Source organism: Streptomyces sp. CA189 (assembly GCF_056428985.1).
On the sequence record NZ_JBWJVM010000112.1, the window covers coordinates 1 to 23582 of the forward strand.

At 71.0% G+C, this 23582-nt stretch carries 22 protein-coding genes and 1 pseudogene; 11 read left to right on the forward strand and 12 right to left on the reverse strand.

Features of this window, described 5'->3' with window-relative positions:
- Positions 1-578 precede the first annotated feature (578 nt).
- Entirely contained in the window at positions 579-1028 is a 450-nt protein-coding gene (locus AC061S_RS41310; protein ID WP_478691016.1) for a hypothetical protein, read from the forward strand.
- 313 nt (positions 1029-1341) lie between these two features.
- Here the strand turns inward: AC061S_RS41310 and AC061S_RS41315 are convergent, their stop codons facing one another.
- On the reverse strand, positions 1342-1515 hold the full coding sequence (locus AC061S_RS41315; protein ID WP_478691017.1) for a hypothetical protein: 174 nt from the start codon (positions 1513-1515) through the stop codon (positions 1342-1344).
- A 136-nt stretch (positions 1516-1651) separates the two neighbouring features.
- Positions 1652-1894, reverse strand: a complete 243-nt coding sequence (locus tag AC061S_RS41320; RefSeq protein WP_478691018.1) for a hypothetical protein — start codon at positions 1892-1894, stop codon at positions 1652-1654.
- 194 nt (positions 1895-2088) lie between these two features.
- Here AC061S_RS41320 and AC061S_RS41325 point away from each other — a divergent pair, with 194 nt between their 5' ends.
- On the forward strand, positions 2089-3309 hold the full coding sequence (locus AC061S_RS41325; protein WP_478691019.1) for an RNA-guided endonuclease InsQ/TnpB family protein: 1221 nt from the start codon (positions 2089-2091) through the stop codon (positions 3307-3309).
- A gap of 49 nt (positions 3310-3358) precedes the next feature.
- A pseudogene (locus AC061S_RS41330) lies at positions 3359-3538 on the forward strand (DUF397 domain-containing protein); the annotation flags it as partial.
- A 45-nt stretch (positions 3539-3583) separates the two neighbouring features.
- On the opposite strand, the gene AC061S_RS41335 reads toward AC061S_RS41330, so the two are convergent.
- Both AC061S_RS41335 and AC061S_RS41340 read right to left on the reverse strand, forming a co-directional pair.
- Positions 3584-5590 carry a CocE/NonD family hydrolase gene (locus tag AC061S_RS41335; protein ID WP_478691020.1) on the reverse strand — a complete coding sequence of 669 codons (2007 nt, stop codon included), beginning with the start codon at positions 5588-5590 and terminating at the stop codon, positions 3584-3586.
- Positions 5591-5636: 46 nt separating this feature from the next.
- A complete protein-coding gene (locus AC061S_RS41340; protein WP_478691021.1) occupies positions 5637-7154 on the reverse strand; it encodes a peptide MFS transporter in 1518 nt (505 codons plus the stop codon).
- Positions 7155-7355: 201 nt separating this feature from the next.
- On the opposite strand from AC061S_RS41340, the gene AC061S_RS41345 reads away from it, so the two are divergent.
- The 4 genes from AC061S_RS41345 to AC061S_RS41360 all read left to right on the forward strand — a co-directional run bounded on the left by AC061S_RS41345 (position 7356) and on the right by AC061S_RS41360 (position 10601).
- On the forward strand, positions 7356-8366 hold the full coding sequence (locus tag AC061S_RS41345; RefSeq protein ID WP_478691022.1) for a polyprenyl synthetase family protein: 1011 nt from the start codon (positions 7356-7358) through the stop codon (positions 8364-8366).
- Positions 8367-8644: 278 nt separating this feature from the next.
- The gene (locus tag AC061S_RS41350; RefSeq protein WP_478691023.1) at positions 8645-9886 is read left to right on the forward strand and encodes a LolA family protein; all 1242 of its coding nucleotides are present in this window, start codon (positions 8645-8647) and stop codon (positions 9884-9886) included.
- A 98-nt stretch (positions 9887-9984) separates the two neighbouring features.
- Positions 9985-10188, forward strand: a complete 204-nt coding sequence (locus AC061S_RS41355; RefSeq protein ID WP_239516343.1) for a ribbon-helix-helix domain-containing protein — start codon at positions 9985-9987, stop codon at positions 10186-10188.
- Positions 10185-10601, forward strand: coding sequence for a hypothetical protein (locus AC061S_RS41360; protein WP_478691024.1), 417 nt, complete (start codon positions 10185-10187; stop codon positions 10599-10601). The genes AC061S_RS41355 and AC061S_RS41360 overlap by 4 nt, the downstream gene beginning before the upstream one ends.
- Here the strand turns inward: AC061S_RS41360 and AC061S_RS41365 are convergent.
- Both AC061S_RS41365 and AC061S_RS41370 read right to left on the reverse strand, forming a co-directional pair.
- Positions 10575-10991, reverse strand: a complete 417-nt coding sequence (locus AC061S_RS41365) for a hypothetical protein (RefSeq protein ID WP_478691025.1) — start codon at positions 10989-10991, stop codon at positions 10575-10577. The two genes, AC061S_RS41360 and AC061S_RS41365, sit on opposite strands and share 27 nt — an antisense overlap.
- A gap of 75 nt (positions 10992-11066) precedes the next feature.
- The gene (locus AC061S_RS41370; RefSeq protein WP_478691026.1) at positions 11067-12383 is read right to left on the reverse strand and encodes a M28 family metallopeptidase; all 1317 of its coding nucleotides are present in this window, start codon (positions 12381-12383) and stop codon (positions 11067-11069) included.
- Between the two features lie 192 nt (positions 12384-12575).
- On the opposite strand from AC061S_RS41370, the gene AC061S_RS41375 reads away from it, so the two are divergent.
- Positions 12576-12974 carry a DUF6193 family natural product biosynthesis protein gene (locus tag AC061S_RS41375; RefSeq protein ID WP_478691027.1) on the forward strand — a complete coding sequence of 133 codons (399 nt, stop codon included), beginning with the start codon at positions 12576-12578 and terminating at the stop codon, positions 12972-12974.
- 106 nt (positions 12975-13080) lie between these two features.
- On the opposite strand, the gene rarD is transcribed toward AC061S_RS41375, so the two are convergent.
- From rarD to AC061S_RS41405, 6 genes are all read right to left on the reverse strand, one after another.
- The gene (rarD, locus tag AC061S_RS41380; protein ID WP_478691028.1) at positions 13081-14061 is read right to left on the reverse strand and encodes an EamA family transporter RarD; all 981 of its coding nucleotides are present in this window, start codon (positions 14059-14061) and stop codon (positions 13081-13083) included.
- Between the two features lie 175 nt (positions 14062-14236).
- Positions 14237-15304, reverse strand: coding sequence for a 2-oxoacid:ferredoxin oxidoreductase subunit beta (locus AC061S_RS41385; RefSeq protein WP_478691029.1), 1068 nt, complete (start codon positions 15302-15304; stop codon positions 14237-14239).
- Positions 15297-17294 carry a 2-oxoacid:acceptor oxidoreductase subunit alpha gene (locus AC061S_RS41390; RefSeq protein WP_478691030.1) on the reverse strand — a complete coding sequence of 666 codons (1998 nt, stop codon included), beginning with the start codon at positions 17292-17294 and terminating at the stop codon, positions 15297-15299. The genes AC061S_RS41385 and AC061S_RS41390 overlap by 8 nt, the downstream gene beginning before the upstream one ends.
- A 144-nt stretch (positions 17295-17438) precedes the next feature.
- The gene (locus tag AC061S_RS41395) at positions 17439-18098 is read right to left on the reverse strand and encodes a response regulator transcription factor (RefSeq protein WP_308313410.1); all 660 of its coding nucleotides are present in this window, start codon (positions 18096-18098) and stop codon (positions 17439-17441) included.
- 307 nt (positions 18099-18405) lie between these two features.
- Positions 18406-19710 (reverse strand): sensor histidine kinase, encoded by a 1305-nt coding sequence (locus tag AC061S_RS41400; RefSeq protein ID WP_478691031.1) that lies wholly within the window; start codon positions 19708-19710, stop codon positions 18406-18408.
- 909 nt (positions 19711-20619) lie between these two features.
- Positions 20620-21816 carry a sensor histidine kinase gene (locus AC061S_RS41405; RefSeq protein WP_478691032.1) on the reverse strand — a complete coding sequence of 399 codons (1197 nt, stop codon included), beginning with the start codon at positions 21814-21816 and terminating at the stop codon, positions 20620-20622.
- 155 nt (positions 21817-21971) lie between these two features.
- Here AC061S_RS41405 and AC061S_RS41410 point away from each other — a divergent pair, with 155 nt between their 5' ends.
- From AC061S_RS41410 to AC061S_RS41420, 3 genes are all read left to right on the forward strand, one after another.
- Positions 21972-22379, forward strand: coding sequence for an NADH-quinone oxidoreductase subunit A (locus AC061S_RS41410; protein ID WP_478691033.1), 408 nt, complete (start codon positions 21972-21974; stop codon positions 22377-22379).
- Complete coding sequence (locus tag AC061S_RS41415) at positions 22370-22987, forward strand: NADH-quinone oxidoreductase subunit B (protein WP_478691034.1); 618 nt, start codon at positions 22370-22372, stop codon at positions 22985-22987. The genes AC061S_RS41410 and AC061S_RS41415 overlap by 10 nt, the downstream gene beginning before the upstream one ends.
- On the forward strand, positions 22984-23582 hold a 599-nt coding region (locus AC061S_RS41420), incomplete at its 3' end, for an NADH-quinone oxidoreductase subunit C (RefSeq protein ID WP_478691035.1). The genes AC061S_RS41415 and AC061S_RS41420, both read left to right, overlap by 4 nt.

The window sequence follows — 23582 nt, forward strand, 5'->3', positions numbered from 1 at the left end:
CTGCGCCTCAAACGCCGGCGGGGCTGGGGTGTGGTCGGCGTCTGCATGGCTGCGGGGGTGGGCCGGTGCCGACCGCGCCGACGGCGGGTGAGTCTCTCCAGCCGCCGGGTGTCGGGCCGTTCGACCCGCCGGCGGTGGGTCACTTCAGCCGCCCGGTGGTTCTCTTCAGCCGCCCGGTGTTGGGCCTTCCCAGCCGCCCGGGGGGTCTCTTCAGTCGCCCGGTGGTGGGTCTAGCTGTCCGGTGTTGGGTCTCTCGGCCGTCCGGCGTTGGGTCCTTCAGCCGCCGGGGTTTGGCTTTTCAGCCGTCCGGCGTTTGAGGACCGGGGTCTGGGGCGGAGCCCCAGGGGGGTCCGGGCGCAGCCCGGTAGCCCTTCCCAGCCTCGCCGGCGTTTGAGGCGCGGGTCCGGGCGGCGCCCGGGGAACGGTGGAAGGGCGGGTAGGGGACTTCGCCCGCGCAGCAGCACACCCGCGTCCGGTCCCGGCACTGGACGTGGTCCGGAAGGCGGCCCCACGATGGGCTCCGTATCCGGGTGATCGCTTTCGCCGATCGACCGGCCGCCCGACGGACGAGGTCGCACATGGACGACAGAACGCGCACGCAGCTCCGGGTGGCGTGCCTCACGGCGGTGGCCGTCCTCGGAGTGCTAGGAAGCTTCGCCTACTCGATCGTCGACGGTGAGGACAAGGCCCCCCTCCGCGTGGCCGACGTGGAAGGGACGTGGACCGCCGAGGACAGCAGTGGCGCCCGCCTGCTCATACGGCGGGACGGGTCGGCGGAGGTTTCGAGCGAGGCCCAAGCCAAGGGCTGCGCGGTGGTGATGTGGAGCGACGGCCGGCCGGTTGAGGCCACGTGGGCCTTCGGCGACGTCGACGAGCCCCGGACGGTGCACGTGGACCTCCCGGGTCACGAGAAGGTCGCGCCGTGCCGTGTGGACCTCGTGGTCAAAGCCTCGGGCGTCCGGGCGAGCAGCTCGGCCCCGGCGGGAGCCGGCCCCGCCCGGTGGATCCGCGGCCCCGCCCCGCGCTGACCGCCTCGGGGCGCCATCTCTTCGGCCAAGGTGGGCGGGTCGCTTCAGCGTCTGCAACGCTGAGCCTGTGCAGGGTGATGATCAGGCGGTGGCATCGGGCGGCAACGGGCCGGAGTGGACGGGCACAGTGAGTCAGCGCCTCCGTTGTTGCGTCTGCGGTGGGTCGACCGACGGGGCCGAGGACTACGTCCTCGTCGAACTCACGGCACGGTTCTCTGACGCACGCCAATGGCTGGGTGCGCACGCGGAGCATCTGAACTCCGTGCTTGGCGAAGGCTTTTCCGTGGAGGTCCACGATATGTAGGCGGTTCGCTCAGGGTGCGGGGTCCGTGACCTGCCAGGTGTGGCCGCCCGGGTGGCACAGGTACTGCCCGCAGCCCTCGCCCGCGCCGCCCGCCGGGCAGTCGGGGAGGGTGAGGATCGCGTCCCCGGGCCAGCGGGCCCATATCGCGGACCCTGGGAGCGGGCCCTCGTGGAGGACGTCCATGTGGGGGCCGTGTGCTGCGCCAGGGAGCACCGCAGCTCCGGTCCGGCGTCGAGCACCTTCCGGAGGATGCGGGGTCGCCCTGCCAGCGCGTCCAGGTGTGCGGCGGACAGTGTGCCGGAGGCGTCGCACGCGCCGGTCACGTGAACCCGCCCCGGGCCGCGGCGAACGCCAGGCAGCAGGTCCAGGCGACTGCTCCGAGGGTCACGGCCAAGGCCGAGGTCTTCTCCGCCGTACGGGCCTCCAGCAGGCCCCGCAGTGCCCGTAGGGCATCCGCGACGGCCCGCCGGACCAGGGCCGCTTCCAGCAGGGCGCGGAACCGGGCCCGGTAGGCCGGGTCCGACTCGATGCGTCGCAGCTCCGCGAGCGGGCTCTCGCTCACAGCAGCCCCTCCCTGCTCTGCACGTGGCCGGGCCGTCTCCGCGCGGAGGCGCAGCGCGCCCTGCGAGACGCGCGGTTGGACGCAGGACTAGCTCGGGGAGCGGATGGGCTGCGCCGGGAGGGCGAAAGCGCAGGGCCGACTAGTGCGGATGTTCTGATATTCGGCCGTAAACCGACGGTAGTACGGTCGTTCTTGTGCAGCTCAGATACTCCTTCCGGATGTACCCGAACGGTCCTCAGCGCTCCGCGCTGGCCAGGGCGTTCGGGTGCTCGCGGGTGGTCTACAACGATGCGCTCCGCGCTCGTGAGACCGCCCGCTCCGAGGGTGCACCGTTCCCGAAGGCCGGGGACCTGTCGAAGCTTCTGATCACCGAGGCGAAGAAGACCGAGGCACGGTCCTGGCTCGGGGAGGTGTCCGCCGTCGTGCTCCAGCAATCCCTTCGGGATTTGGATACCGCCTACCGGAACTTCTTCGACGGCTTGAAGGGCAAGCGCCCCCGCATGGGTGCACCCCGGTTCAAGTCGCGTAAGGACAACCGGCAGGCTGTCCGGTTCACCGCGAACGCCCGCTGGAAGATCACGACCGGCGCTGACCTGTCGTTGCCGAAGATCGGCGATGTGCGGGTGAAGTGGTCCCGCACGCTACCGTCCGCGCCGTCCACGGTGACCGTGATCAAGGACGCGGCCGGAAGATACTTCGCCTCATTCGTGGTCGATACCGGCACGGATGAGGTACTGCCCGAGACGTCCGGTCAGGTCGGCATCGACCTGGGCCTGACGCACTTCGCGATCCTCTCCGACGGCACGAAGATCGACAGCCCGCGCTTCCTGCGCCGGGCCGAGAAGAAGTTGAAGCGAGAACAGCGCCGTCTGTCCCGTAAGGCGAAGGGCTCCAACAACAGGGCGAAGGCCCGGCTCAAGGTCGCCCGCGCTCACGCGCAGGTCGCCGACGCGCGGCGCGAGTTCCATCACCAGCTCTCCACGAAGCTGATCCGCGAAAACCAAGCGGTCGCAGTGGAAGACCTGGCAGTCAAGGGACTCGCCCGCACGCGCATGGCCAAGTCCGTCCACGACGCCGGATGGTCGGCGTTCGTGACGATGCTGGAATACAAGGCCGCCCGGTACGGGCGCACCCTCATCCGGATCGGCCGGTTCGAGCCGACCTCGCAGGTGTGCTCGCAGTGCGGCGTCAAGGACGGGCCCAAGCCCCTCAACGTCCGCATCTGGCAGTGCCAAGCGTGCAGCGCGTGGCTGGACCGGGACATCAACGCGGCGGTCAACGTCGCCAAGGCTGCCGGACTGGCAGTGTCAGCCTGTCGAGCGCGGGTAAGACCGGGACCTGTCCCGGCACAGCGCGAAGAAGCAGGAACTCACCGAGACGGTCAGCCGACCGTGGTAGGAATCCCCTCCCTTTAGGGAGGGGAGCGGAAGTCAAGAAAGGGCACGTCGTGACCACGACCGACCGACCGAACCCCCCCGCTGGTTCACGTCCTCCTACAGCGAGAACGGTGGCGCGTGCGTCGAGGTCGCCACGAACCTCGTTGGCTCGCGCGGTGTCGTCCCGATGAGGGACTCCAAGCTCTCAGCGAGCCCGGTGCTGGACGTCTCCGCCGCCGCCTTCGTCGGCGGCGTCAAGGCCGTCTGACAGCCGCCGGGCCCCGGGCGGCAGCGCCCGGGGCCCCGAGGTCGGCTACACCGCCGCTCGCGGCAGCCGCCGCTCCCACGTGCGGTGGAACAGGACCTCGTCACCCTCCCGGCACACCACCTCGTTCGACGTGACGAAACCGCCCTCGTCGCACGTGATCTCCGAGCGGGTCACCACCGAGACGTCCCAGCCCAGTTCCGGCCGGTGCAGCCGTACGGTCCAGCTGGAGTGCGTGCGGGCGGAGAGCGGGTCCGCCTCCTGGATCTCGTACACCTCCAGCGCGTCCTCGCTGAACTCCAGGCCGTCGGGGTAGACGCGGGTGCCGCCGTAGCGGGGGTCGACCTCCAGGCGCCATGTCCCGCGCGCGACGTCCCGTACGACCAGCCGCTCCGGTCGAGGGGCGTCCAGGGTCGCGGGGTAGGAGACGCCCAGCCCCTCCGACTGCTCGGGAGCTTCGAACAGGATCGGCTCCTCGTCGGAGGACGGGTCGCGGACGGGGAGTTCCACCGCGCTGCCCGCCGGGTCCAGGGTCCAGCCCGCCTCCGAGCCGGCCCGGGGCCAGATCCATGGCCAGTAGGCCGAGGAGAGGGCCAGGCGGATGCGGTGGCCGGGCGGGAAGGAGTGGCCGATGCCGTTCAGGTCGAAGACCACGTCCTCGTACGAGCCCACCGGCCACGGCACCGCCTTGTCCCGGCCCTGCCGGGAGGAGAGGTTCAGTGCGCCCCGGGTGACCAGGGTCGAGGAGCCGTCGGGGGCCACGTCGCAGAGGCGGGCCACGACCTGGCCGTACGGGACGTCCATGCGCAGGCGGAGTCTGACCACCGGGCGGCCCAGGATTTCCACCGGGGCGGCGGCGTCCCCGACGGGGAATTCGAAGCAGGCCGACTTCGCGTCCTCCTCGCGCTGGTCGGGCGGCAGGTCGGCGTCGTTGCCGAAGGGGAAGAAGCGGCCCGCGTCCAGGCCCGTGTGCTGGGGGGAGGAGACGACGACCGGCGCGCCCTGGAAGGCGTAGGTGACGGGGTCGACGTTCGGCGAGGGCCAGGACGGGTCGCCGACCCAGCGGCCCGGCAGGGTCGGGTAGGTGGTCGCGGGCGGGTGGGACTCGGAGATCCAGGAGCGGAGCAGGGGCTCGGACATGACGCCGGTGTCCTTGCCCTTGAGCCAGTGGTCCCACCAGCGCAGGGTCTCCTGGAGGAAGCCGATCGCGGGGCCCGGCGGCAGCCCCCGGTCGGGGTACTGGTGCGACCAGGGGCCGATCAGGCCCCGGACCCGGTCGGCGGGCAGGGCCGAGACCAGGCGGAGCACCGTGTCGCGGTACGGGTCGTGCCAGCCGCCGACCGCCAGGACGGCCGCGCCGATCGCGCCGTAGTCCTCGCAGACGGAGCCGTGGCGCCAGTACGCGTCGCGGGTCTGGTGGGAGAGCCAGGTGTGGAGGAGGGGTTCGACCGCGCCGAGGCGGGAGAGCCACTGGTCGCGCCAGGCCTCGCCGGCGTAGAGCGGGTCCGGGGGGCGGGAGGCGAAGGCGAGCATGGTCGCCGCCCACGCGTGCATGTCGACGGCGAGGAGGGAGCCGCCCATGTAGTGCACGTCGTTGTCGAAGCGGTCGTCCGTGGAGCAGACGGTGATGATTGCCTTGAGGGGCTCGGGGGCGAGGGCGGCGATCTGCAGGCTGTTGAAGCCGCCCCAGGAGATCCCGAACATGCCCACGGAGCCGGTGCACCAGGGCTGGGCCGCCAGCCATTCGACGACCGCTACGCCGTCGGCGAGTTCCTGGGCGTCGTACTCGTCGCCGGGGTCGCCGCCGCTGTTGCCGTGGCCGCGCACGTCGACGCGTACGGAGGCGTAGCCGTGGCCCGCGTACCAGGGGTGGCGCTGCCAGTCGCGCGGGGCGGTCCAGTCGGTGAGGCGGTACGGGAGGTACTCCAGCAGCGCCGGGACGGGCTCGTCGGTGACCGGCCGCCAGATGCGGGCGTAGAGGTGGGTGCCGTCCCGGAGGGGGATCCGGACGTCCTCGTGGGTGGTCCCGTAGGGGAAATCGGTACGGATGATCATCGGAGCTCTCTCGCCCATCTCCTCGGGAGGGTCAGCGTCGGACGGGTCAGTGGACCGGGTGCATCGTGCGCTTGAGCCATGGCGCGAGGGCGATCACGGCCAGTCCCACCGCGACGGCGATGGCGCCGTTGACGCCGAAGTAGGCGGGGTTGGAGACCTGGCCGTAGAGCTTGACGACTTGGGCCTGGATGCCGTTGGCCAGGGCCAGGGAGAGGAACCACAGGGCCATCGTCTGGCTGGCGAACGCCTTCGGAGCGAGCTTCGTGGTGGCCGACATGCCGGAGGTTTCGAGGAGGATGTCGCCGAGTCCGAGCAGCAGGTAGGAGCCGATGATCCACCAGGCGGCCATCTTGTACGTGTCGCCGCTGTGCCCCGAGGTCGGAATGACCATCAGGAGGAAGGACAGGCCGCCCAGGATCACGCCGATGGCGATCTTGTTGGAGGCGTGCGGCTGCTTGTGGCCCATCCGGACCCACAGCGCGGCGACGACCGGGGCCAGCAGCACCTCGAACGCGCCGAGCGCGGAGGCGTACCAGCCGGCCGGGAAGGTGAAGCCGAGGATCTCGGTGCGGGCGTTGGTCGACGCGAGCAGCATCATCGTCGAGTAGGCCTGGAAGAGGATGAAGTTGAAGGCCACCGAGGCCAGGAAGAGCACGACGTACGGGCGCAGGCGGCCCCGTTCGGCGGGCGTCACCCGGTCGCTGCGGAACATGATCGCGAAGTAGATGATCGGGGCGATCACCGAGATCAGGGTGAGGAGGTCGACGAACCGGTCCATCGTCAGCCAGCCCAGTAGGGCCAGAAGAGTGGCGAGCGCGGCGAAGAGCAGGATCCCGGCGATGATCTTGATCACGGCCGAGCGCATCGCGTCGGGTGCGAGTGCGAACTCGGCGGAGTGCTTGCGTCCCGCCAGGTGGCGGCGGCCGACGACGTACTGGATCAGGCCCGCGGTCATGCCGATCGCGGCGGCGGAGAAGCCCCAGTGCCACCCCTGGTGCTCGCCGAGCCAGGCGGTGATCAGGGGGCCGGCGAAGGCGCCGATGTTGATGCCCATGTAGTAGAGGGCGAAGCCGGCGTCGCGCCGGTCGTCGTCCGTCTTGTACAGCTTGCCGACCATGCTGGCCACGTTGGGCTTCAGCAGGCCGGTGCCGGCGCTGATCAGGCCGAGGCCCACCCAGGTCATGGCGGCGGTCGGCACGGCCATCGCGTAGTGGCCGCAGGCGATCAGGATGCCGCCCCAGAGCACGGCGCGGTACGAACCGAGGATCCGGTCGGCGAGCCACCCGCCGGCGACGGAGACGAGGTAGACCATGGTCCCGTAGGCCGCGGAGACGGAGGCCGCGGTGCCCGGGTTCATCCCCAGGCCGCCGTTGGCCACCGTGTCCGCGAAGTAGAGGACGAGGATGGCCTGCATGCCCAGGAACGAGAAGCGCTCCCAGACCTCCAGCCCGGAGAGCGTGGCCAGGCCCCTGGGGTGTCCGAGGAAGGCGTGGTCGTCGCCGGGCGGTGGCTGGTCGGCCTCCGGGTCCGGATATTCGTCTATATCGGTAGCAGTTCTGGACAAAACGCATTCTCCGGTTGTTTCGGCTGCTCTAGAACATACCGGGGCGCATGGGGCGCCGCCCGGCCGGTACGCGGCCCGTGGCCGGACAGGCGCCCTGGGTGATCGAAAACAGACCGGATACGCTGGCTTGAGTGATGGCAGCGACACATCGACAATCCGTGTGATCGTCAAGGTGATCGTCAGCAGACAGGAGTACCCCTCGTGACCGTCGTCGGGCCGTTCGGACTGAGCGTGCGGGACCAGGCTCTTGAGACCGATGTCCAGGCCGGACTGGCCGCCGTCGAGGCGGGTCTGCTGGAGGCCACCAAGAGCGAAGTCCCCTTCATCACCGAGGCCGCACAGCACCTGGTCCGCGCCGGCGGCAAGCGGTTCCGGCCGCTGCTGGTGATGCTCGCGTCCCGGTTCGGCGATCCCTACGCGCCCGGGATCGTCCCCTCCGCCGTGGTCGTGGAGCTCACCCACCTGGCGACGCTCTACCACGACGACGTCATGGACGAGGCGGACGTGCGCCGCGGCGTGGAGAGCTCCAACGCCCGCTGGGGCAACTCCGTGGCCGTCCTGACGGGTGACTTCCTGTTCGCCCGCGCCTCGCACATCCTGGCGGACCTCGGCCCCGAGGCCGTACGGGTCCAGGCCGAGGCGTTCGAGCGGCTGGTGACGGGCCAGATCCTGGAAACGGCCGGCCCGCGCGACGGTCGCGACCCGGTCGAGCACTACCTCGACGTCATCGCCGGCAAGACCGGCTCGCTGATCGCGGTCTCCGGCCGCTTCGGCGCGATGATGTCCGGCGCCGACGAGTCGGTCGTCGACATCCTGACCCAGTACGGCGAGCGGCTCGGCACCGCCTTCCAGCTCGCCGACGACGTCCTCGACATCGCCTCCGACTCGCACGAGTCCGGCAAGACCCCCGGCACCGACCTGCGTGAGGGCATCCCGACGCTCCCTGTCCTGCGGCTGCGGGAGATGGCGGCCCAGGGCGGCGACCCCGAGGACGTGGAGCTCGTACGGCTCCTGGACGGCGACCTGACGGACGACGCCCGGCACGCCGAGGTGCTCGCCCGGCTGCGGGTCCACCCGGCCCTGGAGCAGGCCCGCAGGGACACCGTGCGGTACGCGGAGGAGGCGCGGGCCACGCTGGCCCCGCTGCCCGAGTGCTTCGCGAAGTCGGCGCTGGTGGAGCTCTGCGACGCCGTGGTCCACCGCGCGGGCTGACCGGCGGGGCACGACCACCGAAAGACGCGGAAGCACGGGCGAGGGCCCGGCGACCCCTACGGGTGGGGGATGCCGGGCCCTCGTCATGTCATCCCTGGGGCGTACGCACAGTTGGCTCCGGGGGCTGACGCCCCGACCCCCTCTTCTTTGGTCAGATAGAGGCACATCCCCACCAGATCGGGTGAGAGTGGCGGCGCGGGGTGGACGTGGTCGAGCTTGTGGACCACACGCAAGACGGGTAGGTCGCCGCCGTACACACAGAGGTAGGGCAGACAGACATGGCAACGAACGCAAAGACCCGCAAGGCCGCTCGGTACGCCGTACCGGTCGCGGTGTTCGGTGTGGTCGCCGGCACGATCGCGATGGTTCCGGCCTTCGCGAACGCCGGGGGACCGGACCTTCCGAAGGTGACGGCCCAGCAGCTCATCGAGAAGATCGCGGCCTCGGACGTGCAGCAGCTCTCCGGCAGCGCCAAGATCAGCACGGACCTGGGACTGCCGAGCCTCCCGGCCGGCCTGCTGGGCGGCGGTGGCGGCGTGACCGGCGGCTCCGCGGACCCGCAGGACAAGCTCGCCCAGCTGGTGAGCGGAACCCACACCTTCCGGGTGGCCGCCGACGGCCCGGACCGCCAGAAGCTCACCTTCGTCGACGGCAAGGACGAGTACAGCCTCGTCCACAACGGCGACGACGTCTGGGGATACGACTCCAAGTCGAAGGAGGTCTTCCATGAGAAGGCGCCCACCGACAAGGCCGACGCGGACAAGGGCGGCAAGAGCTCCGAGCGCAAGACCGGCGAGGGCCTCCCCGGCACCCCGCAGGAGATCGCCCAGGAGGTTCTGAAGGCCGCCGGACCGACCACCGACGTCAGCGTCGGCGACACGGCCCAGGTGGCCGGGCGCGACGCCTACCAGCTGGTCCTGAAGCCGAAGGGGACCGGTTCGACGGTCGCCTCGGTGAAGATCGCGGTGGACGCGAAGAACGGCATGCCGCTGCGGGTGCAGCTGCTCTCCACCGACGGCGGCAAGCCGATCGTGGACGCCGGCTTCACCAAGGTGGACTTCGCCAAGCCCGCCGCCGACACCTTCGCCTTCACCCCGCCCAAGGACGCCAAGGTGACCGAGGGCGCGGCCGGCGAGCACGGCAAGGACGGCAAGGACGGCGCGGACAAGGGCCTGGACGCGCTGGGGGCCATCCCCGGCCTGGACGGTCTGACCGGCGGCGCCGCGGGCGCCAAGGGCGAGCCGAAGGTGCTCGGCGAGGGCTGGACCTCGATCGCCCGGATCGAGACCGGCGCGGCCAACACCCTCAAGGGCCTGGACGACGCGGCGAAGGACGAGAACGCGCCCAAGGGGGCCTCGCAGTTCCTCGACGCGCTCGGGGAGAAGGTCTCCGGGAAGTTCGGCGAGGGCCGCGTCCTGAAGACCCGCGTGGTCAACGCGCTGATCACGGACGACGGCAAGGTCTACGTCGGCGCGGTCACCAAGGACGAGCTGGTGAAGGCCGCCGACGCCAACAAGTAGGCGCATCCGGCACCCAAGGGTGGGCGGGGACTGTGTCCCTGCCCACCCTTGTGCCGTTCCGGCCCTGTGTACAGCGGCCCCGCTGTACCGTGAAAAGCATGTCGAGACACGTCACCATCCGCCTGGAAGAAGAGTTCCACGAACGCCTGAAGGCGCGTGCGGCGGCCCTGGGCACGACGGTCACCGCGCTGATCACCGAAGTCACGGAACGCGAGCTCGACGAGGACCGGAAGAACTTCCTGTCCGGGATCGAGGAGTTCGCCGACCACTGGGGCTACTTCCAGGAGCGGTTCGGGCATTGAAGATCACCATGGAGTGGGCCTGGACCGCTCTGGCCCACCATCTCCCGTCCGATCCCGCCGTGTGGGATCCCTCCGGAGTGGCCGCCGCCGTGGCCCGGCACCAGAACGACCTCGTCCTGGTCCCCGAACAGCCCGCCCCGGACACCGCGTGGCGGGCCGCCGCGTTTCTGCACACCCTCGCCGTGTGCCCGGCGCTGGAATCCCCGATGAACGAGTTCTACGCGGCCGCCGCCACCCGCTCGTACCTCCGGGTCGCCGGGGCCAAGCAGTTGCCGTCGCCGGAGGAACTCGGCGATCTGGTGGAGGCCGCGAAGCTCGGCCACGCCGATGTCGCCGCGGTCGCGGAGGAGCTCCGGGCCCGGATCCAGGAGCCGCTGTCAGCCTCGCTACGGAGCCTCGCGCAGGACACGTAGGACACGCAGCACCATCGGGGCCTCGTCCGGGTGCAGCCGCAGCTCGGTGGCCCCGTCGGCGGAGCGGAACGCGACGCTGAGCTCGTCGGCGGAGGAGGCCTCCAGGGGCGGGAAGTCCACCGGCACCGCCGTGGTGGAGCCCTGGGCGCCCTTGGCGAGCCAGCGGACCGGGCCGCCCGTGCTGCCCGGCGGCAGTTCCAGGTGGCCCTCGGACCAGGCGCTCCCGGTCAGTTCGCGGTCGCGCAGATCGCAGGGGACGAGGACGGGTCGGTCCTGCGCGTGGTCCGCCAGCCGCGCCAGCCGGCGGCGCCTGCGCACGAGCAGTGCGGGGTTGAGGGCCGTGAGGCCCTGGGCGATCAGGCTCAACAGTGCAGCGAGGAGCTCCGGCATGATCCGATCAGATCACACCGGAGCTCCAAAGGACTAGACCACTAGGCCACTAGGTCACTTGTCGGGGTTGGTGCCCTAGAAGGTGATCTTCCAGCTGTTGATGTAGCCGACGTCCTGCGCGGCCACGTCCTTGACCTGGAGCTTCCAGACCCCGTTGGCGACCTCGGAGGAGGCGTTGACCGTGACGGACTTGACGACGTTGTCCGCGCTGCCGCCGGTGCGGTTGTGCAGGTTGTACAGGGTGCCGTCGGGGGCGACCAGGTCGACCACCAGGTCACCGCTGTAGGTGTGGACGATGTTCACGTCGACCTTGGTCGTGGCTGGCGCGTTGCCCGTGACGCCCGAGACCGTGATCGGCGAGTTCACCGCGGCGGCCGGGGAATCCGGGATGTTCACGTCGGCCGTGTTCTCGAAGGACGGGCCCGGCGGGACCGGGACGGCGAACCCGAGGTTCCAGATCGCGTAGGCGATGGCGTCGGAGTTGCGGTCCAGGGCGGTGTCGTTGATGTTCGACGTGTTGTCGCAGGAGGAGTGGTAGCAGCGGTCGAAGGCCTGACCGGAGGTGCCGCCCCACTTCTGAGCCTGGGCCGCCGACTTGGTGTTGCTGGCGCCGGTGAACAGGCCGCCGACGGGGATGCCGACGTTCTTGAAGGACGCGTGGTCCGAGCGGCCGTCGCCCTCGGTCTCGATCTCGGTGGGGACGCCGAGGCCCGCGTAGTAGTTCTTGAAGGTCTGCTCGATCGTCGGGTCGTCGTCGTAGACGAAGTAGCCCGGGTTCGGCGAGCCGATCATGTCGAAGTTCAGGTAGCCGGAGAACTTCGCCCGCTCGGCGGTCGGCAGGTTGTTGACGTAGTACTTCGACCCGACCAGGCCCAGCTCCTCCGCGCCCCACCAGCCGAAGCGCAGGTGCTTCGTGGGTGTGAGCCCGGCCCGGGAGACGGCGAGCGCGGTCTCCAGGACGGCCGCGCTGCCGGAGCCGTTGTCGTTGATGCCCGCGCCGGAGGTCACCGAGTCGAGGTGCGCGCCGGACATCAGGACCGAGTTGGGGTCGCCGCCCGGCCAGTCGGCGATCAGGTTGTAGCCGGTGGCGCCGCTGGAGGTGAAGGTCTGCAGGGTGGTCGTGAAGCCGGCCGCGTCCAGCTTGGCCTTGACGTAGTCGATCGAGGCCTTGTAACCGGCCCTGCCGTGGGCGCGGTTGCCGCCGTTGGCGGTGGCTATCGACTGCAACTGCGTCAGGTGTGCTTTGACGTTGGCGAGCGGGATGTCGGGCGGCGTGGGCGCGGCGGCGACCGAGGTCGGCGCGGCGAGCGCGGCGGGGGCGGTGGCGGCGAACAGGCCGGCGACCGCGAGGGCGGTCACGGTGGCGATGCGCCGGGAGACGGACAGGCTCATGTGGGGGCTCCGGGATTCCGTACTGGGGATGTGTGCGGAAACGTGCGGGGAAGAACAGGTGAGCGACGTGCGTCAGTGCGAGCCTGATGTTCAGCGAGAGCATGACAGTCCGTCAAGACCTCAATCCGGTCAGACCCGTTCGGAAAGCGGACGGAGCCGCCCGCGGGGCCGGTACAAGAGCACACTGGGGGGATGAATGTGAACGAAGAGACCCGTGCGGCGGTCGTCGAGACGCAGTGGATCGACAGGCGGCGGACATGGGCGGACGGTCTGGAGCGCCTCGGGCCCAAGGTCTGGCGCCTCGGCACCATCGCGGTGCTGGAGGCGGCCCACGCGCACCCGCTCCTGCGGCAGCTGTACCCGTACACGAGCCATTGCCACGTGCACTTCAGCAGCACGACCCGCTTCCCCTACGAGGTGGCGGTCCCCTTCGTGATCCCGCTGCCCGACGGGCGGTTCCGCGTCGTGCGGCGCGATCCCTTCGGGGAGGTCGGCGAGGTCGCCACGGCCGGGGAGGCCGTGGCCCTGGTGGCCGCGCACGCACCGCCCGGCCTCCGGCTCGCCACGACGGGGCTGCCGATGGAGGGGTAGGCCGGGCGGAGGGGGTGCGGCGGAGGGGGTGCGGAGGGGGCGGACATGCGGACGGGCGCGTCCGAAGACGCGCCCGTCGATGCTCCGAGCGATGCTCCGAGCGGTGTTACGCGGTCTCGCGCGCCGGGGTCGGGAGGGGGCTCGGGAGAGGGCCGGCGAGGGTGCTCGGGAGGGATGACAGGGCCTCCAGGCGCAGGGCCCGGGAGCGGCGAGCGGTGCGCAGGGCGTCCCAGGTGAGGATCGACAGGGCCACCCACACCAGCGAGAAGCCGGCCCAGCGGGCGGGCGGCATGGCCTCGTGGAAGTACAGGACGCCGAGGCCGAACTGGAAGATCGGGGCCATGTACTGGAGCAGCCCGAGGGTGGACAGCGGGACCCGGATCGCGGCCGCGCCGAAGCAGATCAGCGGGATCGCGGTGACCAGCCCGGCCGAGGCCAGCAGGGCGGCGTGCCCCGGTCCCTGGGCGGTGAAGGTGGACTCGCCCCGGGAGCCGAGCCACAGCAGGTAGCCGAGGGCCGGCAGGAACATGATCACGGTCTCGGCGGTCAGCGACTCCAGGCCGCCCATGCCGAGCTGCTTCTTGATCAGCCCGTACAGGGCGAAGGAGAAGGCCAGGATCAGCGAGATCCACGGCGGCCGCCCGTACCCGACGGCCAGGACCAGCACGGCGGAGACGGCGATGCCGACCGCCGCCCACTGCGTGCGGCGCAGGCGTTCGCCGAGGACCAGCACGCCGAGCGCGATGGTGACCAGGGGGTTGATGAAGTAGCCGAGGCTCGCCTCGACGACCGCGCCGTTGTTGACGGCCCAGATGTACACGCCCCAGTTCAGGGTGACCAGGGCGGCGGCCACCCCCGTGAGGGCGAGCTTGCGCGGCTGGCGCAGCAGCTCCGTGATCCATCCCCAGCGGCGCAGGGCCAGCAGCGCCAGCCCGACCACGGCCAGCGACCACACCATGCGGTGGGCGAGGATCTCGATCGCTTCGGCGGGCTGGAGGAGCGGCCAGAAGAGGGGCACGATCCCCCACATCCCGTACGAGGCGAAGCCGTAGAGCAACCCCGTGCGCTGGTCGTTCTGTGCCTTCACGGGACCTCCAGAGCTACTTCAAGCCAACCTGACGACGGTAGCGCCGCGCGCTCCGAAAGTCATTAGCGTTCGACGAGATGCTCATGACACTTGGGTTGCCGCACGGCGGCCGGGACGCGACGGAGCCCGGATCCGCTCTGAGGGATCCGGGCTCCGTGGGGGTGCGGCGGACGGCTCAGCCGACGACGGTCCAGGTGTCGTTGCCGCTCAGCAGCGCGCCCAGGTCGCCCTTGCCGCTGCGGTCCACGGCCGTCTCCAGCTGATCGGCCATGAGCGTGTCGTAGACGGGCCGCCGCACGTTGCGGAACACCCCGATGGGCGTCTGGTGCAGCGTGTCGGGGTCGGCCAGCCGGGACAGCGCGAACGCGTTGGTCGGGGAGGCCGAGGAGGCGTCGTGGACCAGGATCCGGGACTCGTTCTCCGGGGTGACGGTCACGACCTCCAGGTCCCCGGTGGCCGCGTTGCGCACGACGCCCTTGGCGTTGTCCGTGCCGAAGCGGATCGGCTGCCCCTGCTCCAGGCGGATCACGGCCTCCTGGGCCTGCTCGTGGTCCTTGAGGACCTCGAAGGCGCCGTCGTTGAAGATGTTGCAGTTCTGGTAGATCTCGACCAGCGCCGTGCCCTCGTGGGCGGCCGCCGCGCGCAGCACCTCGGTGAGGTGCTTGCGGTCGGAGTCGACCGTACGGGCCACGAAGGAGGCCTCCGCGCCGATCGCGAGCGAGACCGGGTTGAAGGGCGCGTCCAGCGAGCCCATCGGGGTCGACTTGGTGATCTTGCCGACCTCGGAGGTGGGGGAGTACTGCCCCTTGGTCAGGCCGTAGATCCGGTTGTTGAACAGCAGGATCTTGAGGTTGACGTTCCGCCGCAGGGCGTGGATCAGGTGGTTTCCGCCGATGGAGAGCGCGTCCCCGTCACCGGTGACGACCCAGACCGACAGGTCGCGGCGCGAGGTGGCCAGACCCGTGGCGATGGCCGGGGCGCGGCCGTGGATCGAGTGCATCCCGTAGGTGTCCATGTAGTACGGGAAGCGCGACGAGCAGCCGATGCCCGAGACGAAGACGATGTTCTCCTTCGCCAGCCCCAGCTCCGGCATGAAGCCCTGGACGGCCGCGAGCACCGCGTAGTCGCCGCAGCCGGGGCACCAGCGGACCTCCTGGTCCGACTTGAAGTCCTTCATCGACTGCTTGGCGGCCGCCTTGGGCACCAGCGAGAGCAGGGTGGGGCTCTCGGTCACCTCAGTCATTGATGGCCTCCTTGAGACGGTTGGCGAGCTGCTCGGCCTTGAACGGCATGCCGTTCACCTGGTTGTACGACGCCGCGTCGACCAGGTACTTCGCCCTCAGGAGGGTCGCGAGCTGCCCGAGGTTCATCTCCGGCACCACTACCTTGTCGTAACGCTTCAGGACCTCGCCCAGATTCCTCGGGAAGGGGTTGAGGTGGCGCAGGTGGGCCTGCGCGATGGGGAGCCCGGCGATCCGCAGCCGGCGCACGGCGGCCGTGATCGGCCCGTACGTCGAGCCCCAGCCGATCACCAGGGTCCGCGCGCCGTCCGGGTCGTCGACCTCCAGGTCGGGGACCCGGATGCCGTCGATCTTGGCCTGGCGGGTACGGACCATGAACTCGTGGTTGGCCGGGTCGTACGAGATGTTGCCCGTGCCGTCCTGCTTCTCGATGCCGCCGATCCGGTGCTCCAGCCCCGGCGTGCCCGGAACCGCCCACGGGCGGGCCAGGGTCTGCGGATCGCGCTTGTACGGCCAGAAGACCTCGGTGCCGTCCGCGAGCTCGTGGTTGGGGCCGGCGGCGAACTGGACCTTCAGGTCCGGCAGGTCCGCCACGTCCGGGATCCGCCAGGGCTCGGAGCCGTTGGCCAGGTACCCGTCGGAGAGCAGGAAGACCGGGGTCCGGTAGGTCAGCGCGATCCGGGCCGCATCCAGCGCGGCGTCGAAGCAGTCCGCCGGGGTGCGCGGGGCCACGATCGGCACCGGCGCCTCGCCGTTGCGCCCGTACATCGCCTGGAGCAGGTCGGCCTGCTCCGTCTTGGTCGGCAGCCCCGTGGAGGGGCCGCCGCGCTGGATGTCCACGATCAGCAGCGGCAGCTCCAGGGAGACTGCGAGGCCGATCGTCTCGGACTTCAGGGCCACGCCCGGGCCGGAGGTGGTGGTCACGGCGAGCGCGCCGCCGAAGGCCGCGCCCAGCGCCGCGCCGATTCCGGCGATCTCGTCCTCGGCCTGGAAGGTGCGTACGCCGAAGTTCTTGTGCCGGCTCAGCTCGTGCAGGATGTCCGAGGCCGGGGTGATCGGGTACGAGCCCAGGTAGAGCGGCAGATCGGCCTGCTGGCCCGCCGCGATCAGCCCGTAGGACAGGGCGAGGTTGCCGGAGATGTTGCGGTAGGTGCCGGTCGGGAAGGCGCGGGTGGCCGGGGCCACCTCGTAGGAGACGGCGAAGTCCTCTGTGGTCTCGCCGAAGTTCCAGCCGGCCCGGAAGGCGGTGACGTTCGCCTCCGCGATCTGGGGCTTCTTCGCGAACTTCTGCCGCAGGAAGGTCTCGGTGCCCTCGGTGGGCCGGTGGTACATCCAGGACAGCAGTCCGAGCGCGAACATGTTCTTGCTGCGCTCGGCCTCCTTGCGGGAGAGCCCGAAATCCTTCAGCGCCTCGACCGTGAGGGTGGTCAGCGGCACCGGGTGGACGCTGTACGCGTCCAGCGAGCCGTCCTCCAGCGGGGAGGTCTCGTAGCCGACCTTCGCCATCGGGCGCTTGGTGAACTCGTCGGTGTTGACGATGATCTCCGCGCCGCGCGGCACGTCCGCGATGTTCGCCTTCAGGGCAGCCGGGTTCATCGCCACCAGCACGTTCGGGGCGTCGCCCGGCGTGAGGATGTCGTGGTCGGCGAAGTGCAGCTGGAAGGACGACACGCCGGGGAGGGTGCCGGCGGGCGCCCTGATCTCGGCCGGGAAGTTCGGCAGCGTCGAGAGGTCGTTGCCGAAGGAGGCGGTCTCCGAGGTGAACCGGTCACCGGTGAGCTGCATGCCGTCACCGGAGTCGCCCGCGAAGCGGATGATCACCCGATCGAGTTGGCGTACTTCCTTGGTCCCCGCGCCCCCGGCGTCTCCACCGCGGCCTGGGCGGCCGTCCGCGGGTTCACCGTTCGGGCCCGGAGGCGTCCGCTGCTCGCCGACGACTGCGCCCTCGGCCCCGTCGGACTGTTCGGCTGGGCTACTGACCTGGCTGGTCACTGAACTGGACCTCCTTCGAGGCGTGAGCACTGCCCAAGTTCCACCCTACGACCGTAGGGATCGCTTCCCCGGGCTGCTCATTTTCTGGACCGCCCCTTCGGCGGTCTGTCCGAATCCGGCCTTACCTGACAGAGTGTCAGTTGATCAAGATCTTAGGTAGGTGAGAACGGCCAGCACGCGCCGGTGATCCCCGTCACTGGGCGACAGGCCCAGCTTCATGAAGATGTTGCTGACGTGCTTCTCCACCGCGCCGTCGCTCACCACCAGCTGCTTGGCCACCGCGGAATTGGTCCGCCCCTCGGCCATCAGCCCGAGCACCTCGCGCTCGCGCGGGGTCAGCCCCGCCAGTACGTCCTGCTTCCGGCTGCGGCCGAGGAGCTGCGCCACGACCTCCGGGTCCAGGGCGGTACCGCCCCGGGCCACGCGGACGACGGCGTCGAGGAACTCCCGCACGTCGGCCACCCGGTCCTTCAGCAGGTACCCCACTCCGGTACTGGAGCCGGCCAGCAGCTCGGTGGCGTACTGCTCCTCCACGTACTGGGACAGCACGAGCACACCTATGCCGGGGTGATCGCGCCGCAGCCGCACGGCTGCCCGCACCCCCTCGTCGGTGTGCGTCGGCGGCATCCGCACATCGGCCACCACCACGTCCGGCAGCGCGTTCTCGGCCGCCAGCTCCGCCACCGTCTTGATCAGGGCTTCCGCGTCCCCGACGCCTGCGACGACGTCATGCCCCCGGTCGGTCAGCAACCGGGTCAGGCCCTCACGCAGCAGCACTGAATCCTCGGCGATGACCACCCGCACCCTGTCTTCCACGACTCCGCTGCTCCCGCGTCCGCTCATGCCCCGTGTTCCCTGACTCAGCCAAGCATCCCAGTCTTGAGTCCGGATATAGCCGGAGCGCGATCAACGCGTACCCCCGGACCGGCTGTTTTCGGCCCGGGAAGCCCCTCCGAGCACCCCACCCCCCAAAGTCAGGGCTTTGGCCCCCGCCCCCGGCGGGCCGAACGACACCCCGCGGGCGGCAGCGGGCGGCATGCGACCGCGCGGACACCCCTGTGGGGCATCCGCGCGGTGACTCGGGCGTGACGTCGGCAGGTCGGCAGGGTCCTCAGACGGCCCGCCAGGGCAGCTCGGCGGTGACGGTCGTCCCGCCGCCGGCGGGGGAGTGCACGACCAGCACCCCGTCCACGGCGTCGAGCCGCTCGGCCAGCCCCGCCAGCCCCGAACCGGCCACGGCGCCGGCTCCGCCCACCCCGTCGTCGGCGACCTGGATCAGCAGCCGGTCGCCGGACTTCCACACGTCGACCCCGGCCGTACGGGCCCTCGCGTGCTTGCTCACGTTCTGCAGCAGCTCCGACACGGTGAAGTACGCGATCCCCTCGATCGCCGCCGCCGGCCGCGAGGGCAGCTCCACGGCCACCCGTACCGGCACCGCGCACCGCGATGCCACCGAGGACAGGGCCGCGTCCAGCCCCCGGTCGGTCAGCACCGCCGGGTGGATCCCACGCGCCAGGTCCCGCAGCTCCTGCAGAGCGATCTTCACCTCTCCATGGGCCTCGTCCACCATGCGGGCGGCGGCCCGCGGGTCCTCCGCGAGCTTCTCCTTCGCCAGCCCCAGATCCATCGCCAGCGCCACCAGCCGGGCCTGCGCCCCGTCGTGCAGATCGCGCTCGATGCGCCGCAGATCGGCCGCGGCGGTGTCGACCATGACACCCCGGTCGGACTCCAGCTCGCTGACCCGGTGCGCGAGCCGCGAGGGCCCGAGCAGCCCCGAGACGAGCACCCGGTCCACGGTGGTCAGGGCGCGGACCACCCACGGCGTGGCGAGCGTGAGGGCGAGCCCGGTCGCGCAGGTCGCCGCGATCGCGAGCGGGGAGTCCAGGTAGAAGGAGTAGTCGTCGTTCTGGAAGAGCTGCAGCCCCGGCTGATCGGTGAACGCCGGGAACACCCAGAACCAGAGCGGGTACAGCAGCATGGCCCACCCGTAGGCCCAGAACGTCAGGGCCACGCAGAACGCGAACACCGCCCACGGAAAGTGGACGACCGAATACAGCACGTGCCGCCAGGCGCTCCCGCTCTTGAGCAGCGCCCCCATCCGGGCGATCGCCCCGTCCTTCTCCGCCCGGATCGGCGCGGGCTCGGCGATGTCGTGGCCGAGCATCCCGCGCACCCGGGCCCGCTCCACGCGCCCGAACCCGCGGCACATGGCCAGTACGCCCGCCAGCACCGGGACTCCGAGGAAGGTGACGAGCAGTCCGGCGCCGAGGCTGACGCCGGTGACGGCGAGCGAGAAGTACAGCGTGCTGAGCGGCAGCCCGAGCATCAGGTACCCGAACTCCCGCCAGGTCCGCCCCTCGAAGGGAGCCCGCACCACCCTGCCGATACCACTGCCGCCGTGCACACCGCTGTCCATGTCGCCGCCCCGCCCTTCATCCACTGTGTCCCCCCACCCTCCCGCCGACCCCCCACCCGAAACCATCCGGCAGGTCGGCGTCTCCCCCGGGGGGATAACCCCACCCCGCTCCGCGCTGGGGGGAGGTGTCAGGGCCAGGGCCAGGGTCAGGGCCAAGGGAAGGGGGCAGGACCAAGGCAAGGGGGCAAGGTCAGGGCCAGTGGCAGGGCACAGGACCAGGGGCCAGGGCCAGGGCCAGGGGGCAGGACCAAGGCAAGGGGTCAGGGTCCAGGGTCAGGGCCAGGGGGCAGGACCAAGGCAAGGGGTCAGGGTCCAGGGTCAGGGCCAGGGGCAGGGCACAGGGGCAGCGCCAGGGCCAGGTCCAGGGGGCAGGGTCAGGGTCAGGGTCAGGGTCAGGGGTCAGGGCCCAGCGGCCGAGGGCCGAGGCCGAGGCCGGGCCTGGGGCCCGCCCCGGCCCCGCGGCCATGGCTATCGGAGCCGCGGGCGGAGGCCGAGCCGAGTCCCCTACCCGCCCTTCGCCCGTTCCCTGGGCTCCGCCCAGACCCGCGCCTCAAACGCCGGCGGGGCTGGATCGTCCTGCATGCCGATCCAGCCCCTACGTCCCGTATGTGCAGGTCGGCGCAGCCAAATCCCAGCCCTACGTCCCGCACGTGCAGATCCGCGCACCCAAATCCCAGGCCCTTCCCGCACGTGCACAGGGGTCGCAGCCAAATCCCACGCCCAACGGCCCGCACGAGCAGCCGGGCGCAGCCAAATTTCAGCCCCGCCGGCGTTTGAGGCGCGGGGGTCCGGGGGCTGGTCCCCGGGAACGGTGCCGCACCCGCACACGGCGGGCACCACACCGAGCCCCGCCGGCGCTCGAGGCGGAAAGGGGGCTCCGCCCCGGCGGCCCCCCCGCTGCGCGGAGCGCTATCGCGCGGAACGCTCCCGCCACGGCAGCTCCGCCGTGACCACGGTCCCCGCCCCCTCGGGGGACTCCACCACCAGCACGCCGTCGACCGCGTCGAGCCGCTCACCCAGCCCCGCCAGCCCCGACCCGGCCAGCACATCCGCGCCCCCGCGCCCGTCGTCCGACACCCGGATCAGCAGCCGCCCGCCGGGCCCCGCCCCGCCCGTGCGCCACACCTCGACCTCCGCGCCCCGCGCCTGCGGACCCGCGTGCTTGCTCACGTTCTGCAGCAGCTCCGAGACCACGAAGTACGCGATCCCCTCGATCGCCTCCGCCGGCCGCGCCGGCAGATCCACCGCCACCTTCACGGGGACCAGGCACCGCGAGGCCACCGAGGACAGCGCCGCGTCCAGCCCCCGGTCGGTCAGCACCGCCGGGTGGATCCCGCGCGCCAGATCCCGCAGCTCCTGGAGGGCGATCTTCACCTCTCCGTGCGCCTCGTCCACCATCGCCGCCGCCCCCTCGGGGTCCTCCAGCAGCTTCTCCTTCGCCAGGCCCAGCCCCATCGCCAGCGCCACCAGCCGGGCCTGCGCCCCGTCGTGCAGGTCCCGCTCGATGCGCCGCAGGTCCGCCGCCGCCGTGTCGACCACGACACCGCGGTCGGACTCCAGCTCGGCGATGCGCCGCTCCAGCTCGTCGGAGGGCGACAGCAGGCCCCGTACCATCGCGCGGTCCACGTTCGAGAGCCCCCGGACCACCCACGGCAGCACCGGCCACAGCACGAACAGCCCGGTCAGTGCCACACTGAAGGTGAGGACCGCCCACGGCAGCCGGACCAGCTCGAACAGCACGGTCCGCCACGCCACCGGGTCCTTGAGGCTCGCCCACAACCAGGGGAAGAACCCGCCGGACCGCCCCGGCCCCGGCATCGGCGTCGGCTCGTCGACCCGTACGCCCAAGAGGTCGCGCGCCCGCGCCCGTTCCAGCCGTCCCAATTGGCGAGACACGAACAGACCACATGCGAACAGCGGAAGACCGATCGCGGTCACCGACAGACCGCCCGCGGTCGCCACCATCACCACCGTGTAGACGAACCCGATGAGGGCGGCGGGCAAATTGCTCAACAGGTAGGCGATTTCCTTCCACGTCACGGCATCGAAGGGTGCGCGTACGGGGGGAGGAGCGCCGTCGTCGGGGGTGTGCTTGCTCGCGGTCATGCGCCCACCCTGCCAAGCGGACGGGCCCGATGCCATGGGGTAGCCGGGCCGAGGTAAACGGGGGATAACCCCACCCCGTGGAGCCCAGGCCCTAGACTCCCGTCCGTACCAGATCACCCTGATCGTCGACAGTGGCCGAGGAACGAGGAACGGACGTGCCCGAACCAACGGTATCGACCGTATCCGTGCTCGCCGCGGACTACTTCCGCACGTATTCGGTCGTCGGCCTCCTGGCCGCGCTCGGCGTGCTCTTCGTGACGGTGGCCTTCGGCGCCAACCGCCTGCTGAGCCCGTCCGTCCCGACCCGCGAGAAGCTGCTGACCTACGAGTGCGGCGTGGACCCGGTGGGCGAGGGCTGGGCGCACACCCAGGTCCGCTACTACGTCTACGCCTTCCTCTACGTCATCTTCGCCGTCGACTCGATCTTCCTCTTCCCCTGGGCGACGGTGTTCGCCGCCGCCGGTTACGGCGCCACGACGCTGGTGGAGATGTTCATCTTCCTCGGCTTCCTGGCCGTCGGCCTGCTCTATGCGTACAAGAAGGGCGTCCTCGAATGGCTGTGACCCCGGCCGGTACCCCGGCCGTGCCGTCGGAGCCGCAGCTGCTCCCGGAGCCGAAGCGGCTGGGCGTCCTGTCCCGCCTCGCGCCCGAGCCCATGAAGGTGGTCCTCAACTGGGGCCGCCGCTACAGCCTGTGGGTCTTCAACTTCGGCCTCGCCTGCTGCGCGATCGAGTTCATCGCGGCGTCGATGGCCCGCCACGACTTCATCCGGCTCGGTGTCATCCCCTTCGCGCCCGGCCCGCGCCAGGCGGACCTCATGATCGTCTCGGGCACGGTGACGGACAAGATGGCCCCGGCCGTCAAGCGGCTGTACGAGCAGATGCCCGAGCCCAAATACGTGATCTCCTTCGGCGCCTGCTCCAACTGCGGCGGCCCGTACTGGGACTCGTACTCGGTGACGAAGGGCGTCGACCAGATCATCCCGGTCGACGTCTACGTCCCCGGCTGCCCGCCCCGCCCCGAGGCGCTGCTCCAGGGCATCCTCAAGCTCCAGGAGAAGATCGCCCGCGAATCGCTGGCGGAGCGCTACGCGAACACGGCCCCGCCGTCCCCCGCGCAGCTCACCAGCGGCCTGGTAACCCCTCCCCCCGCCCCCGGGACGGACGCGTGAACCTCTACGACTCCCTCCCCGACGCGGCGGGAACAGTCTTCGGCGAGGAAGCCGTCGGCTCCTTCGCGTACTCCGTCCTCACGGTCGACGTCCCCACCGCGAGCTGGATCCCCGCGCTGGAGATCGCCCGCGACAAGCTGGGCTGCACCTACTTCGACTGGCTGAGCGCGGTGGACGAGCCGGGCACGGGCTTCCGCATCTGCGCGCACGTCGTCTCCCTGGAGAACCACCGCGTACGCCGCCTCCTGCTGCGGACCACCGTCCCGCACTCGGCGCCCTCCCTGCCCTCGGCCGTCGCCGTCTACGCCGGCGCCGAATGGCACGAGCGGGAGACCTTCGAGATGTTCGGGGTCGTCTTCACCGACCACCCGAACCTGGTCCCGCTGCTCCTTCCCGAGAACTTCGAGGGCCACCCGCTGCGCAAGGACTTCGTCCTCGCGGCGCGCGTCGCCAAGGCCTGGCCGGGCGCGAAGGAGCCGGGCGAGGCGCACGACCCGGACGCCCCGAAGCGCCGCCAGATGCTCCCCCCCGGCGTACCGGACCCCAACGACTGGGGCCCGATGAAGGGCCAGCTCCCCCCGGCCCCCACCCGCCC

Coding starts and splice junctions, on each gene's coding strand:
- AC061S_RS41415 (WP_478691034.1), top strand. CDS start 22,370: ATGGCTGTGACCCCGGCCGGTACCCCGGCCGTGCCGTCGGAGCCGCAG.
- AC061S_RS41355 (WP_239516343.1), top strand. CDS start 9,985: ATGTCGAGACACGTCACCATCCGCCTGGAAGAAGAGTTCCACGAACGC.
- AC061S_RS41400 (WP_478691031.1), bottom strand. CDS start 19,710: ATGGACAGCGGTGTGCACGGCGGCAGTGGTATCGGCAGGGTGGTGCGG.
- AC061S_RS41385 (WP_478691029.1), bottom strand. CDS start 15,304: ATGACTGAGGTGACCGAGAGCCCCACCCTGCTCTCGCTGGTGCCCAAG.
- AC061S_RS41375 (WP_478691027.1), top strand. CDS start 12,576: ATGAATGTGAACGAAGAGACCCGTGCGGCGGTCGTCGAGACGCAGTGG.
- AC061S_RS41370 (WP_478691026.1), bottom strand. CDS start 12,383: ATGAGCCTGTCCGTCTCCCGGCGCATCGCCACCGTGACCGCCCTCGCG.
- AC061S_RS41310 (WP_478691016.1), top strand. CDS start 579: ATGGACGACAGAACGCGCACGCAGCTCCGGGTGGCGTGCCTCACGGCG.
- AC061S_RS41315 (WP_478691017.1), bottom strand. CDS start 1,515: ATGGACGTCCTCCACGAGGGCCCGCTCCCAGGGTCCGCGATATGGGCC.
- AC061S_RS41350 (WP_478691023.1), top strand. CDS start 8,645: ATGGCAACGAACGCAAAGACCCGCAAGGCCGCTCGGTACGCCGTACCG.
- AC061S_RS41405 (WP_478691032.1), bottom strand. CDS start 21,816: ATGACCGCGAGCAAGCACACCCCCGACGACGGCGCTCCTCCCCCCGTA.
- AC061S_RS41365 (WP_478691025.1), bottom strand. CDS start 10,991: ATGCCGGAGCTCCTCGCTGCACTGTTGAGCCTGATCGCCCAGGGCCTC.
- AC061S_RS41335 (WP_478691020.1), bottom strand. CDS start 5,590: ATGATCATCCGTACCGATTTCCCCTACGGGACCACCCACGAGGACGTC.